The sequence below is a fragment of the Microcoleus sp. Pol10D4 genome (genome assembly GCF_036701555.1).
In the GTDB taxonomy this organism is placed as follows: domain Bacteria; phylum Cyanobacteriota; class Cyanobacteriia; order Cyanobacteriales; family Microcoleaceae; genus Microcoleus.
This window is the reverse complement of sequence record NZ_JAUBRA010000070.1, coordinates 1-14,742: the sequence shown is the minus strand read 5'-3', so window position 1 is coordinate 14,742 and position 14,742 is coordinate 1. Positions and strand designations below refer to the sequence as shown.

Here is a 14,742-nt window from a genome sequence, read left to right as displayed (position 1 = left end):
GGAATGAGAGCCATCTAAGGAATAATGAAACATCGCTCACTATCCGTCAGCCGTTACACTATTTCCTAGATTTGTTGTAAAAGCGCACAAACAGTTTTTCCATTTCAATCCAGACAAACATCAGAGCGCTGAAACCGAAGCAAACTAGCAACTCAAACCCCGTTAAATAATGAGTGCCGAAAAAGGATCTCAGTGGCGGAACGTAAATCAGCATCAATTGCAAAGCAGTAGTAACAATCACAGCTCCCCAAACAAAAACATTAGTCAAGGGATTTAACTCGATAGTTAGCTGAGTGTTAGACCGAATTGCGATCGCGTGACCCATTTGCGCCAAACAAAGAGTTGTAAACACCATTGTTTTCCAAGCATCTGGATCGCGGTGTCCGGGAGAGTGAGTATATCCGTAAGCCCAGGACATCATCGCGATCGTCAAAATTGCAAAAATAATCCCGATCCGAATGATGTAAGAACCCAAACCCCGCGCAAAAATACTTTCTCGCGGACTGAAAGGAGGCCTTTTCATCACGTTCGGTTCCCCCGGTTCCACAGCCAAGGCCAAAGCGGGAACGCCGTCTGTTACTAAGTTCATCCACAAAATTTGCAGCGGCGTCAGCGGCACTCCTCCCAAACCCATTAAAGGTGCGGCCGCAATTGTCAAAACTTCGCCGATGTTGCTGCCCAAAATATACTTAATAAACCGCCGAATATTGCTATAAACCACTCGCCCTTCTTCAGCGGCGGCGACAATAGTTGCGAAGTTGTCGTCGAGAAGCACCATATCGCTAGCTTCTTTGCTGACATCGGTACCGGTAATCCCCATGGCGATGCCGATATCGGCTTGTTTCAAGGCGGGGGCGTCGTTAACTCCGTCGCCGGTCATTGCGACAAATTTGCCCCAACTTTGCAAAGCTTGGACTATTCGCAATTTGTGTTCGGGGGAAACGCGGGCGTAAACGCTAACCTGTTCGACTTGCTGTTTGAGTTCTTCTTGGCTGAGCTTTTCTAATTCTTGACCGGTGAGAACTCGATCGCCCTCTGTTGCAATACCTAAATCGTAGGCGATGGCTTTTGCTGTCAACTGGTGATCTCCTGTAATCATCACCACCCGAATGCCAGCATTGCGGCACTTCCTCACTGCTTCCCGCACTTCCGGGCGCGGGGCGTCCAGCATACTGACGAGTCCCAGCCAAATCATGTCTTGTTCGCTGGTTTCCTCAGAACCTTCGGGCGGCAGGTTTTCCCAGAGTTTGTACGCAAACCCCAGGACTCGCAAACCGCCGCTTGCCATGTTGTTGTTTTCCACGAGGATGCGATCGCGCATTTCCTGGGTTAAAGGTTGTACTCGATCGCCGACTATAATGCCTTTGCAGCGCTCCAAAGTCAACTCTGGAGAACCTTTGGTCAGCATCAAATAATTCGGCTGCTGTCCTTCAACTGCTGGAAATCCCGAATGTCCCGATCTGCCGGGCACTTCGCAAATCACACTCATCCGTTTGCGTTCGGAAGAAAAAGGAAATTCCGCCGTCCGCTGCAGCAATTGAGACTGTTTTTCCTTATAAATGCCTGCTTTTCCCGCTACACACAGCAGAGCTCCTTCTGTGGGGTCGCCTAAAATCTGCCATTCTTGCTGTTCTTGTTGCAATACTGCGTCGTTGCAAACTGCACAGGCAATTAATAAAGATTCGAGTTCTGGATATTCCTCTAAATTATTAATTTTGGCCGATGTCAGGCGATCGGTAAAATCTCCGATAGGGGCATAGCCGTCGCCTGCGACGGCGACAGTACAGTCGCCCGTAGACACTAGCTGAACTACCATTTTATTTTGAGTCAGAGTACCTGTTTTGTCAGAACAAATGGTTGTTACCGAGCCCAAAGTTTCTACCGCAGGCAGTTTGCGAATCAGGGCGTTTCGTTTCACCATCCGCCTAGTTCCGAGTGCCAGAGTAACTGTCACGACTGCTGCGAGCCCTTCGGGAACCACAGCCACAGCCATGCTTAGAGAAACTTCTAACAACTCTTCCCACCTGCTGGTATCCAACCCGATGCTGCCGTTTTGGAAGGTAATCATGCCGCCGATGACGACAATTGCGACTAAGGCTAGGGCACCGGAGACAAGAACATTTCCCAACTGGCCCATCCGCTGTTGCAGGGGAGTCGGTTCGCTTTCTACTGACTGAAGCATGGCGGCAATTTTGCCGAGTTCAGTTTGCATTGCGGTGTTGGTGACGATCGCCTTTGCTCGTCCCTGAACAACTTCTGTGCCCTGAAAAATTAGGTTGAGTCGATCGCCCAAGGAAGCATCTTCTGGAAGTTCTAGCTCTGCTTGCTTGGTAACTGCTAGAGCTTCTCCCGTCAAAGCAGATTCTCTGACTTGCAGATTTGATGTTTCGATCAAGCGTGCGTCTGCTGCTATTTTTACCCCTGCCTCCAACAGCATCACGTCTCCAGGTACGAGTTCCTTGGCTGCTATTTCTGAAGTTTTGCCGTCCCGCAGGACTCTGACTAGGGGAGAAGCGAGGTTTTTGAGGGCTGCGAGGGCTTTTTCAGCACTTTGCTCTTGGAAATAGCCGAGAATGCCGTTGAGTATGACGATCGCAAAAATGGCGATCGCATCTTTGGGAAAAGTATTTGACCTGATGTCCAAAAAAGCCGAAATCACGGCCACACCCATCAGCATCAACAACATGATGTTGGTGAACTGATCGACAAAAATCGACCACGGACTGCGGCCTCCTGTTTCTTCGAGTTCGTTGGGGCCGTATTGCTGTAAGCGTTCTGACACCTGTTGGCTGCTCAAGCCAGCGTCTTTGTTGCTGCTTAGCTGCTGGAGAGTTTTGTCAATTGCTACGGTGTGCCAAGAAGAGGGAGAAGTTGAAGACATAAATTACGATCGATCATGGGGCATAGAGGTGGTTGCGGCCGGACAGCTACAGCCGATCCATCTGGCTGATTACAGTAAGAGAGTTTTAAGTTTTGAGTTCTGAATAAAAAACTGTTTAACTTAGGACTGGTTTGGGGCCGTTCGATGCCGGGGAAGCAGAAAGCTTTTAACTTCACAGCGTCTGGCGGCTCGATCGCGCCGTTTGTAGACCTACCGCTGATAGCACTTATCCACCTTACCAAAAATAATGGGTTTAAAGCCCCGGCATAAGCTTGACGGAAGCCCAAGCAGTGATTCTTGGAATCCTGCGGTACGGCCGGGGAGGATGTCAATATATAGATGAAGAAAGTTTTTTTGCAACCGCTGCAGGACAAACAGTAGATGCTTGGTCTGGGGTCAAGTCCAGTGACTCCCCAGACCAAGAATCCCCGCGTTATGAAAGACCGGGATCGATATTTCAACTTCCAACGGCTGAGTTTTGTCGCTAAATGCTGATGATTGCCGGCAAAAGCTGAGGCTGTGGCGAGGGGGTTCACAATCTTGGGGATTTTGCCCACACCCAATTCTGCTGCCCTCCTGATATTGGGCAGAATTTTTGGTTTTTTCCCTATTCCCCCAGCCTTCTTTTACGAAAACTTTAATTTACTTAACACTTTTTAACAATTCCGTTTTTCCAGAGAAAGCCAACAAAGGCGATCGGCCCACTAAATGGTTCGGATCGATTCAACCGTAACTGCAGGGGCGAGCGAAGCAAACTCTGCGTTTTATTTTGCAACCGCGCATCTATCGGAGGAAGGAGATTAGCCCGTACTTCCCCGCCCATCCATTTACCTTCTTAGAGAGATAACTTTCTGTAATAATTTGTAATAAACAAAGACGGGCGAGCGTTGTATAAAGATTATCAGAGGGTTGAAACGACAGGCCAAAGTTAACAAAAACACTGATTGACAAGGTTTGTCGCATCTCATAAAAGATGTAAAAAATTCTAAGGTTTCTTAAACGTCCGTTACGATGTAACAATAGTGCAGGTAGCGGAAAGGGAGAACTCGATCGGACCAGCAGATTAGCTGGCATCAAATTTCAACCCTTGCAGGCACTCGTAGCCTGAACAAATTTAACTTAACGGTTTTATACCGCAACCAAACTCAATTAACTCAAGTAGGAGAGTTCTTTCATGTTTGACGCATTTACAAAAGTGGTTTCCCAATCTGACGCTCGGGGCGAATTTCTAGCTCCGGGTCAACTCGATGCTCTCAGCAGCATGGTTTCCGACGCCAACAAGCGGATTGACGCAGTAAACCGCATCACCGGCAACGCATCCAGCATCGTAGCCAATGCAGCTCGCACCCTGTTTGCCGAACAGCCTCAACTGATCGCTCCTGGTGGTAATGCATACACCAACCGCCGCATGGCAGCTTGCTTGCGCGATATGGAAATCATCTTGCGCTACGTCACCTATGCAACATTTGCAGGCGACGCCAGCGTTTTGGACGACCGCTGCTTGAACGGTCTGCGTGAAACATACCAAGCTCTGGGAGTTCCCGGTGGCTCAGTTGCAGCCGGTGTGCAAAAAATGAAGGAAGCAGCAATCGCGATCGCTAACGACCCCAACGGCGTTACCCGTGGTGATTGCAGCTCGCTGATGTCTGAAATCGGCAGCTACTTCGACCGCGCAGCTAGTGCAGTCGGCTAAAAATAGCCAAGCGAACCTTTCTTGTAAAGAAGCGAGCATCGCATTTTTGCAAACAATCATTTTTGTACAAAAACAACACAACATTAGGGAGACACCAGAACAATGAAAACCCCTTTGACTGAAGCAGTAACCGCAGCCGATTCTCAAGGCCGTTTCCTGAGCAGCACTGAACTGCAAGTCGCCTTCGGCCGTTTCCGCCAAGCAGCAGCAGGTTTGGAAGCAGCCAAAGCGTTGACCGCCAACTCTCAGCGCTTGATCGACGGTGCAGCTCAAGCTGTGTACAACAAATTCCCGTACACGCAACAAATGCAAGGCCCGAACTACGCTTCTACCCCAACAGGTAAAGCCAAGTGTTCTCGCGACATCGGCTACTACCTGCGGATGGTAACCTACTGCTTAGTTGCAGGCGGCACCGGTCCGATGGACGAGTACCTGATTGCAGGTGTTGACGAAATCAACCGGACATTTGAATTGTCTCCTAGCTGGTACGTTGAAGCTCTCAAGTACATCAAAGGCAACCACGGTCTCAGTGGCGACGCTGCAACTGAAGCGAATTCCTACATCGACTACGCAATCAACGCTCTGAGCTAGATTTGCGTGATGCCCGGGATTGTAAGCTGCTGTTAGCTTAAGTGTTAGCGGTTGTTTACAATTCCGGGCATCTGCGATCCAAGCCTAGTTTTGCAAATACTTTTTTAAGCAGTTTTCAATTTTTAAAGCAAAAAAGGAAGAAGCAAAGATGGCAGGATTAGGTGCAGCAGAACGGTTAGGAATAAAAGCATTTGAAGAAGCGGGACGGGTAGAACTGCGCCCCCACTGGACGCAAGAGGATGCGAAAGCAGTAATTCGCGCTGCTTACAGCCAAGTTTTCGGCAACGAGTATTTAATGTCGAGCGAACGACTTACCAGTGCTGAATCTCTGCTGCTGCAAGGGCAGATTTCAGTGAAAGATTTTGTGCGGTCAATTGCACATTCCGAAACCTATCGGAAAAAGTTTTTTTATCCGAACTCGCAAACGCGGTTAATTGAGCTTAATTATAAGCATTTGTTGGGCCGCGCTCCTTACGACGAGTCGGAAATTGCTTTCCACGTTGATTTGTACAATGCCGAAGGCTACGAAGCTGAAATCAATTCTTACATTGACTCAGTTGAGTATCAAGAAAATTTTGGCGAAAGTGTAGTGCCTTACTATCGCGGTTTCGCGACTCAAAGAGGTCAAAAAACCGTCGGTTTTAACCGGATGTTTCAACTGTACCGGGGTTTTGCTTCTAGCGATCGATCGCAAAACCAAACCAAAGCCCGGCTGACTTGGGAAGTAGCGAGAAATATGGCCTCGCCGATATACACGGCCTCCACCGGAAAAGCCCTTGGCGGGACTTCCGGCGGTTCTCGCAGCCAACTCTACCGAGTCACCGCAATGCAAGGTTCGGCTAAGTTTTCCCCTCAAGTGCGGCGGACTACTACGGAATATCTCGTGCCTTACGAGCAACTTTCGAGTCGCTTGCAGCAAATCAACAAATGTGGCGGCAAAGTGGTAAGTATTACCACAGCTTAAAGTTTGTAGAGACGTTTTTTGAAACGTCTTTAGCAAATTAGGACTAAGGCTAAAAAATTCTTCAATTTTATGTGTATAGGTAAGGTGTGCAGTGTACACCCTACTTTGAGGCATATTATCCTTAGTCCTAAAAATTTCAAGTGCAACCAAGCATTAAACTTTTGTCATTAATAATTTAGGAGAAAATCTGGTGGCGATTACAACAGCAGCGTCCAGACTAGGAACATCCGCATTGAGCGATGCGCCGAAGGTAGAATTGCGCCCGAACTACACCAAAGACGACGTTGAAACTGTGATTCGTGCGGTTTACCGTCAGGTACTGGGCAACGACTATTTAATGAAATCCGAGCGACTTACAAGTTCCGAGTCTTTGCTGCGAGACGGCAGTTTGAGTGTACGAGAATTTGTACGCGCTGTAGCTAAGTCAGAACTGTACAAAAACAAGTTTTTCTACAACAGCTTCCAAACTCGGACGATCGAACTAAACTACAAACACTTGCTCGGTCGCGCTACCTACGACGAATCTGAAGTAGTTGAACACTTAGATTTGTACCAAACAAAAGGCTACGACGCTGATATTGATTCTTACATCGATTCAGTAGAGTATCAAGAAAACTTTGGCGAAAGTATCGTGCCTTACTACCGCGGCTTTAACACCCAGCGTGGTCAAAAAACCGTCGGTTTTACCCGGATGTTCCGGTTGTATCGTGGCTATGCAAACAGCGATACATCTCAACTAGAAGGCAATAGCTCTCGCTTAGCTGTCGAACTCGGCACTAACACCGCTACGGCTGTAGTTGGGCCTTCTGGCGGTAACGAAGGTTGGGCATATCGGCCTTCTGCCAGAAACGTAACTCCGGCCAGCACTTTCGGCGGTGCGGCAGCTTACGGCAAAGAAGGGCGGCTGGTGCGCGTGGAAGTTTCGGGAATTCGCACGGGCGGCTATCCCAGCGTGCGCCGCAGCAGCAAGGCTTTCATCGTACCTGTTGAGGAGTTGTCCTCGCAAATGCAGAAATTTCAACGCATGGGCGCGAAAATCGCCAGCATTACTCCAATTTAGTCAGTTGGCAGTTGGCAGTTGGCAGTTGGCAGTTGGCAGTTGGTAGCTTTTAATCAACAGTCAACAGTCAACAGTCAACAGTCAACAGTCAGAATTACCAATTACCAAGAAGCTTATGTTGGGTCAAATTGTAGCTGGAAAAAGTGGCAATACAGCTTCGTCTGGTCGCTGCTTTCGGTATGAAGTTGTGGGCTTGCGCCAAAGCGATGAAACAAATAATGTGGATTATTCGATTCGATCGAGCGCGAGTACATTTATCACCGTGCCTTACAATCGGATGAATCAAGAAATGCAGCGGATTACTCGCATGGGCGGGAAAATTGTCAGCATTCATCCTTTAAACGCGGGTACAGAATCATCCCATGAGTCATCCCATGAATCATCTGGTGATCACCAATAGTTTGGTTGCAGGGGCGATGAAAATCGCTCCTACAAAAGCTAGAAGGGGCGATGAAAATCGCTGCTAGACAAATAAAGTCCACTCCCAGCGGACTAAAAGTTAATTTAACCCGCCCAGGCGGGTTTTGTCTGTTTAGTAGCGATTTGAATCGGCGAGTTTCCCTAACCATTGCAGGTTGTGTCTGGGTAGCAGCGATTTCAATAGCCGAATAACTAATAACTAATAACTAATAACTAATGACTATGGATTATTACGAATCTGACTCACCGCCGGCGGGTGTAGCTGAGGGCGAGTCTTTAACTGTTGAACAGGCGATCGCAAATTTGCACTCCCAAGATTACAGTCTCCGGTATTATGCTGCTTGGTGGGTGGGCAGATTTCGCGTCAAGGAACCGGCAGCTATTGCAGCTTTAATTGCCGCATTGGAAGAAGAGTCAGAACAAACAAAAATTGGCGACTATTCCCTATTACGAAATGCGGCGCGGGCTCTGGGTAAATTGGGCGACAAACAAGCCTTACCGGCCCTGATTCGCTGTTTGGAATGCGCCGATTATTACGTGCGGGAAGCGGCGGCTCAAGCTCTAGAAATGCTGGGCTATCGCGATTCTATTGAGCCGCTAATGAACCTATTGGATGGGGGCCTAGTTGTTGCTGTGCGAGTACCAGGAAAATCGCACCTCGTGCAACCTTACGACTCGGTAATTGAAGCTTTGGGAACGCTGCAAGCGACAGAAGCTATACCCCTAATTTCACCTTTTTTAGAACATTCTGTGGAGCGGGTGCAGTACGCTGCGGCGCGGGCGATGTATCAGCTAACTGGTGAGCGGGTTTACGGAGAGCGGTTGGTAAGTGCTTTGAATGGGGATAATTTGCAGTTGAGGCGATCGGCTTTGATGGACTTGGGGGCGATCGGCTATTTGCCGGGAGCGCAAGCTATTTCTGAGACTTTAGCAGAAAATAGCATAAAATTGATTGCGCTCAAAGGAGTTTTGGAGCATCACCTCAATCAACAAGAATCTCTATCTTTGTCAGATGAAGCTATCCGCGTTATGGATTTAATGGATAGTTTACTTTAAAAAAATTAGTTCACAACTGAAATAGGATTGCTATAGCGATTCTCCATAGTCTGCCGTACATTCAATAGACAGCACATTTCAGGACACAGCGCCGTGCTGTTTCCCTACCGCATATCTGTATTTCATGGAGTTGAGAACTGCTATTTTCTAGCTTTTATCCGGGGGAACCGATGGCTGATGATTTGATGGAATAAGAAACGAGGCTTTAGGTACTAATTATTATAAATTTCAGTGAAAATACTGAGGTATGTAGCTGTAGTTGGTGAAACCGAACCTGTTAAAATAATATTACCATCTGGATGAGTTTTCAGTTAAAAAAGTTTGGGTTTTGACTGCGGGCGATCGCGGAATGCTGGGAGATGGTTGTGTAGCAGCTAGAAGTATAAATCGGGGGATTCACCATGAGCAACGATCCTTTTGAAGTCCAGGTGCAACATTTTGTAGCGCTTAAGTCCAAGTATCAAGCAACAAAATATGAAGATTCATCTCCCTCTAGTCTTCTGTATCTCATTCTGCGAAAAGCTGATTTAGAAATTGAAATTAGTAAATTTGAGTGGAAGTGGTTACAAGAGCATAAGCTTTTGGAAACAATAGAAGCTATCGAGCAAGAGCCACAACGTAAAGCTGAAGAACGAATAAAACTAGATGCTAAATTTTCTCAACTCAAGTCTAAGTTTAAAGCAACCAGAGGGCTACTCATATCCAGTCATTTGTATCCTATCCTTTGGAAACTTGAATCAGAAAATCACCTAACTGACTTAGAAGTTAAATATCTGAAAGAACAGGGGCTTACTCAAACAGTTGCTATCGTTCAAGAGATGGCGCGATTTGCTTTGCTAAAGGCTCAGTACCGAGCAACTGAATATCCAAATTGTTCGCTTGATAGCCCCTTGTATCAGATTCTCAAGCAACTGGATGCACGAGCAATATTAAGTGATGTAGAGGCTAACTGGCTGTTCAATAACCAACTGGTTGATACTCTAGAAATTTTTTGGCAACAAAAAGCTGTACGGGAATCTGAATTTGCCCAACTCAAGGATAAGTACAAAGCTAGTGAATACCCAGAAACATCTGTCTCTAGTCCGTTGTATCCCATCCTGAAAAATCTTGAGGCAGATAAGCAGTTGAGCGAGTCAGAACTTAACTGGCTGGAAGAGCATCAACTTAGCGAAACGCTTAACATTGTTTTGGAGATTGAACAGACACGGCACTTTGCTGAACTGAAAGTTAAGTATAAAGCTAATCAATCTGAGGATTCATCACCCTCTAGCCATCTTTATAAAGTTCTCAAGAAAATTGATTTAGACCATCCTCTAGGTGAGCAGGATATTAACTTTCTGAAAAAGCGTAAACTGACTGAGACAATTACTGTTGCGCTTGACAAATTTGCTGCTAGTCTCAAGTCCCAAATTCAATCTGGAGAGCCGTTGAGTGAGGCTGATTTTGATTGGGTAAAACAGAATGGACGTGATGATGTAATTACCTTTGCTATTGAAAACTATGTTGTTGATCTGAAAATAAAAATCCAATTGGGAGAGCATTTAAGTGAGGCTGATATTGATTGGCTGAAACAGAATGGACGTGAGGATGTAATTACTTTTGCCCAAGAAAAGAAATTTGCTGCTCTGAAGATCAAGTATCGGATTATAGATCGTGATTTCCCTTTCGATCCGTTTTACGCAATCATGGTAAAATTGGAGAAAGAAGAGCGTCTAGATCCTGTGTTAGTTGTTCAGTTACTACAACAGAAACTTTTAGCTAGTCATGGAAAGATTGCTATGGCCTACCACAGGCTTGAAGCGCTTTTCTACCAGCAGGAATATGAGCGCACTGGAAATAAATGGAACTTGCCAAACGCCAGCAGTCATTGGCGCAAGGCAGATGAACCGGAAAGTGCATTGAAAGTGACAGAAAATCTGGACTTCGACCAAATCAAAGAAAATAAGCTCAAGTCAGCTTTGCTAACAACGAGGGGCGGTGCTTTCCGAGATATTGATAAATTAGGTGATGCTGAAAAGTGTGCGCTCAAAGCTATTGAGTATCAGCCTCAGAGTCATCACCCTTACACTTTGATGGGAGCTATTTGTTTTGAGCGGGGTCAATTTTCAGAGGGTGAACGTTGGTTTAACGAGGCAATTAAACGCGGTGCTGAATCAGAAGATATAGATTCCGAACTCAAGCAGGTTGTCAAAAATGCTAAGGATGAGAAGCGTCGGGAAGTTGTGGAATATCTGCTGAAAAAAAATCCGCAGCGCTATGCTTGGGCTAAGGCTTATAGGAAACGCCAAGAGGGTGAGGATGCACAGCGCAAGAATTCCTAGGGCGGGTATGGAGTCGAGTTTTTGGCGGATTCGACTCTTTAACCAAGACAGTCCTATTTTGAGTAGGGTAAGCTTTTTAAGTTAATCGCCGCGCCTCACCGACGCTGCAAAAAGTTCGATCGCGCGATCGACCCAACCTACAATTACAATAGTCACGGTAAAGCTTACAAATAAATGGCATTAGAATTAATTCAGGCTGTCGAACAAGCAGATTCTTCCGAGGGCTTGTTAAACGCAGTCAAAGCACTGGCGGCGACTCCCTCAACACAAGCAATTCCTACCTTAATTACAGTGCTCGGTTACAACAACCCAGGCGCCGCTGTTGCCGCCGTTGACGGGCTGATTCAACTGGGAGAAGCTGCAGTGCTGCCACTTCTAGAACAGCTTGACGGCTACAATTACGGGGCGAGAGCTTGGGCTGTTCGGGCTTTGGCGGGAATTGGCGACCCCAGGGGTTTGGAGATTTTGCTCGATGCAGCGGCGAATGACTTTGCTTTGAGTGTGCGACGGGCGGCGGTTAGGGGTTTGGGGACGATTTGCTGGGAATTGATGCCGGCAGAACAAATTGCAGATGCTCAACTTCGCGCTGTGAAAACGCTACTGCAAGCGTCCCGAGATCCAGAATGGGTGGTGCGCTACGCAGCAGCGGGGGGTTTGCAAGCTTTGGCGGGTGCTGCGACTGTTAAACCGGATTGGTTAGCGGAAGTTTCGGCCAGACTTGAGGAAATCACCCAAAGCGATGAAACTACTTCAGTTAAGGCTCGGGCTTTGCTTGCTAAGAAAATATTGTCACTTGGCTAGGGTTTGGGCGATCGTCTCTTCCAAGTCCCCTTGAGTGAGAGTCGTTAATATAAAGACTTCTTGTACGGTTTTGCCCTGTCTGGCGATGATTTTAAATCCCCCGCGGATGGGTACTGACACTCTTAATGTCATGCGGGGGATGTGTCCTTTAACTTTGTTGATGACCCCAGGCGTGACTGTTTGAATGCCGATTTTTAGAGTGAGGCGCTCTAAAATTGGTATCAAACCGGGAAGGTGGGTAGAGTGATTCCAAACTAGGCGGCCTTTGGGTTGTGCGTTCATAAATTTTTAACCAAATTCAACATACCCAGTCTAAGCCACCCCTGGGGGGAACCAATTTGAAATTCCCTCAACTTATGTATCAATAACGTTACTGTGCGTGTCATTGCCAGCAAACCGAGGCAATCTCAAACGGAGATTTTTGATTGCTGGCGCGCAAGCTAAGATTTGATGGTGCAGAATTGTCCTGTACTTTTTGATGTTGTGGGTTGCTAACTGTCGGTTTTTCTAGTTGAGTTTTGATCGCCGTGAGCATTTCTGCGACGCTGCAAGGTTTCTTGAGATAGCCGTCTGCTTTGAGTTCCAGGGCTTTTTCCATTTCGGAGGCTGTCATAAAAATAAACGGAATGCTGGCGGTTGCAGGGTGCGATCGCACGGCTGCGAATACTTCAAAACCGTTTAGTTCCGGCATCATGACATCAGACAAAATTAAATCGGGAATTTGGGCAGCTAACTGGATACCAACTTTTCCATTTTCAGCGCCTACAGCTTCAAAACCGCGCGATGCCAGAAGTTCTAATACTGTTTCTCGAATTAAGTTATTGTCTTCAATTACTAATATTTTTTTCATGTGTTTAAGCTGGCTCTTTACTTTGTTTGTATGGCTCTGTTATAATTGTTACAGGTAAGTTTTAAAGAATTCAATAGGGTTATTGCAAAAAACCGCTTTTGACTGGCAACTTTTTACGGCTTTGTGTATGCTCACAGTTACACACAAAACTTGAGTTATCAGCAGCTTTACCTTTTGTACTAGCGCTAGAAGTCGCTCCGGTGTACCTAGGATTGTGAAGGTCTAAAATCAGCGATTCAATAGTTTATTTAATAAAGATTCCAGCCGCCTGACTCAAAAAGTTTCTATTTAAGTGGCGTTCGCAGCTACGTGTAATTAATAAATCTGCCACTTTGCTGAGCACGAAACTAAAAACTGTGAAGTTCACAAATTTCCGGCGATCGGGTAAAATATAACTTGGTGTATCGCTATTAAGTGAGGAAAAAGATATGTCAGAATTTCTAGACTTTCTCAGACATCAGTTTGCCTACGTTGCCATTGGCGAATTTAAACCTGGAAAATTTAAAGAAGCCGAAGAACTTTTTGAAAAAGCCGTTGCAACTTATGCTACAGGTTTTAAGGGAGCGTATTTGCTGCAATTGCCCAATACAGACAAAGGTATTGCCATCATTTTTTGGGAAAGCGTAGAAGAGATGGCCGCCAATCAAAGCGAAGCCTATCAGGAAATATTAAAGCAGATGACGCCTTTGTTTGCGAAACTTCCCGACACTGATGTTTATGAAATCGTCAGTGAAATTCAGCCCAAAAGCGAATGATTAAAAATCCTGCAACCGGCGAGTCATTCCCATACCCATCGGCGTCTTTCGCCCCACTCCGCTGTAAAGTGCAAAATCTGCTAAAGTGTTAATTTGCTTGATAGTAGCAGGAGCTATATCTCCCATAATTCGGTAACTAATATCGCCGACGCAGCCAATAAATTTACTGCGAGAATCCGTACTAACTTCTGTTCTGATATCGAAGAAACTGGGGAAAATAGCTTCTGTGAAAGTAGGTTCGATCGCAATCGTGCTGTACTTGTTCCAGCGATTCGCTAAACTGCCGAAAATACTTTCACGAGTGGGCATAGCACTATCGTATACACCTTGCCGAAAATTAGTAGGAGTGCAAAAACTAAAAGCTATTTGGCGATCAGTTTCCGAAGCTCTCTCGAACAATTCGGCGTAAGTACAAAAGTTTACCCACGGCTGGTTTGATTGGGGTTGGCTCAAAATATTAGTAATGTATATATTTGTCGGGCCGAGATGCCAAGGGCGATCGAAATTGAGTTGCTGCCAAAGTTGAGTTAGGCGATCGAACAAACCGTCATCCAGCAGAGAAATCCGCCACCAAATCGGCATATTTTCCTGAATTGCTTGCTTGTGTTCCCACTGTACAGCCGGAGATATTGTGCGGGAAGCCGGAGGCAAAACTCTCTTTTGTGGCTGGGGCGTGCTGCTTTTGTAAGCCTCTTTTCTGCTTACTTGAAAAGGGCTTAAAGTGAAAGCTTTTTCATGAGATTGGTCGTGCAGGTACGCGCTCAAATCGCTGTCTACAGCACTCACAAGGTTCAAAAACAAAGCGTGGAGATGCCGCCCCGTTAAAAACTGGGAGGGAATTGGTGCAACTGGCCGGAGGTTTAAAACAAGGCTGTGGGGCATTTTTAAATTTATATACTGTGTCTGTATATATGTTCAGCTAGTATTAATACTACAGCTAAGTTGCAACTTAGATTAAGGAATCTAAATCGCGTAAGGTGCACAATGTGCACCCTACTTTTACGACGATTTGTGGGTCGTGTACACCTACGTTTAGGTTGTGATATTGACGCACCTCTCTGCACTGTGAATTTTTAGGCGATCGAGATTTCTGGCGACAAATAAACGTCTTGGATGGCGTGGAACAATTTTACGCCTTCTTCAAAAGGACGCTGAAAAGTTTTGCGGCCGGAAATTAAGCCACATCCCCCAGCGCGCTTGTTGATTACCGCCGTGCGAATTGCTTCTGCAAAATCGCTTTTCCCGGAAGCACCGCCGGAGTTAATTAAACCCATCCGTTAGAGTCGATAGAGGCGTTGCCACCTCTACCTCTCCTTCAGAACCGGACGTGAGACTTTCATCTCATCCGGC

General features: G+C 46.4%; 14 protein-coding genes and 1 pseudogene. 10 read left to right on the top strand and 5 right to left on the bottom strand.

What is annotated here, in order from left to right:
* Positions 1–58: 58 nt before the first annotated feature.
* Positions 59–2,881, bottom strand: a complete 2,823-nt coding sequence (locus tag QUA36_RS25765) for a cation-translocating P-type ATPase (RefSeq protein WP_333459542.1) — start codon at positions 2,879–2,881, stop codon at positions 59–61.
* Positions 2,882–3,171: 290 nt separating this feature from the next.
* On the opposite strand from QUA36_RS25765, the gene QUA36_RS25760 reads away from it, so the two are divergent.
* The 9 genes from QUA36_RS25760 (at position 3,172) to QUA36_RS25720 (ending at position 11,787) form a co-directional block, all read left to right on the top strand.
* Positions 3,172–3,369, top strand: coding sequence for a hypothetical protein (locus QUA36_RS25760; RefSeq protein ID WP_333459541.1), 198 nt, complete (start codon positions 3,172–3,174; stop codon positions 3,367–3,369).
* A 686-nt stretch (positions 3,370–4,055) separates the two neighbouring features.
* Positions 4,056–4,574, top strand: coding sequence for a phycocyanin subunit beta (locus QUA36_RS25755; RefSeq protein WP_333146104.1), 519 nt, complete (start codon positions 4,056–4,058; stop codon positions 4,572–4,574).
* Between the two features lie 102 nt (positions 4,575–4,676).
* The gene (cpcA, locus tag QUA36_RS25750; RefSeq protein ID WP_006631256.1) at positions 4,677–5,165 is read left to right on the top strand and encodes a phycocyanin subunit alpha; all 489 of its coding nucleotides are present in this window, start codon (positions 4,677–4,679) and stop codon (positions 5,163–5,165) included.
* 148 nt (positions 5,166–5,313) lie between these two features.
* Positions 5,314–6,129: a phycobilisome linker polypeptide gene (locus QUA36_RS25745; protein WP_333459540.1), complete on the top strand. Its 816-nt coding sequence runs from the start codon at positions 5,314–5,316 to the stop codon at positions 6,127–6,129.
* 190 nt (positions 6,130–6,319) lie between these two features.
* On the top strand, positions 6,320–7,189 hold the full coding sequence (locus QUA36_RS25740; RefSeq protein WP_333459539.1) for a phycobilisome linker polypeptide: 870 nt from the start codon (positions 6,320–6,322) through the stop codon (positions 7,187–7,189).
* Positions 7,190–7,304: 115 nt separating this feature from the next.
* Entirely contained in the window at positions 7,305–7,589 is a 285-nt protein-coding gene (locus QUA36_RS25735) for a phycobilisome linker polypeptide (protein WP_333453557.1), read from the top strand.
* A gap of 236 nt (positions 7,590–7,825) precedes the next feature.
* On the top strand, positions 7,826–8,665 hold the full coding sequence (locus tag QUA36_RS25730) for a HEAT repeat domain-containing protein (RefSeq protein ID WP_333459538.1): 840 nt from the start codon (positions 7,826–7,828) through the stop codon (positions 8,663–8,665).
* A gap of 401 nt (positions 8,666–9,066) precedes the next feature.
* Positions 9,067–10,986, top strand: a complete 1,920-nt coding sequence (locus QUA36_RS25725) for a hypothetical protein (protein ID WP_333459537.1) — start codon at positions 9,067–9,069, stop codon at positions 10,984–10,986.
* Between the two features lie 174 nt (positions 10,987–11,160).
* On the top strand, positions 11,161–11,787 hold the full coding sequence (locus QUA36_RS25720; protein WP_333158738.1) for a HEAT repeat domain-containing protein: 627 nt from the start codon (positions 11,161–11,163) through the stop codon (positions 11,785–11,787).
* Here the strand turns inward: QUA36_RS25720 and QUA36_RS25715 are convergent.
* On the bottom strand, positions 11,776–12,069 hold the full coding sequence (locus tag QUA36_RS25715; protein WP_333107423.1) for a DUF2103 domain-containing protein: 294 nt from the start codon (positions 12,067–12,069) through the stop codon (positions 11,776–11,778). The two genes, QUA36_RS25720 and QUA36_RS25715, sit on opposite strands and share 12 nt — an antisense overlap.
* A 100-nt stretch (positions 12,070–12,169) precedes the next feature.
* On the bottom strand, positions 12,170–12,637 hold the full coding sequence (locus QUA36_RS25710; protein WP_333459536.1) for a response regulator: 468 nt from the start codon (positions 12,635–12,637) through the stop codon (positions 12,170–12,172).
* 428 nt (positions 12,638–13,065) lie between these two features.
* Here QUA36_RS25710 and QUA36_RS25705 point away from each other — a divergent pair, with 428 nt between their 5' ends.
* Positions 13,066–13,392, top strand: coding sequence for an antibiotic biosynthesis monooxygenase (locus QUA36_RS25705; RefSeq protein ID WP_190661662.1), 327 nt, complete (start codon positions 13,066–13,068; stop codon positions 13,390–13,392).
* Here QUA36_RS25705 and cas6 read toward each other — a convergent pair whose 3' ends face one another.
* Positions 13,393–14,274: a CRISPR-associated endoribonuclease Cas6 gene (gene cas6, locus QUA36_RS25700; RefSeq protein WP_333459535.1), complete on the bottom strand. Its 882-nt coding sequence runs from the start codon at positions 14,272–14,274 to the stop codon at positions 13,393–13,395. It abuts the gene before it with no gap.
* 191 nt (positions 14,275–14,465) lie between these two features.
* Positions 14,466–14,669 (bottom strand): annotated as a pseudogene (locus QUA36_RS25695) (class I fructose-bisphosphate aldolase); the annotation flags it as partial.
* Positions 14,670–14,742: the final 73 nt, after the last annotated feature.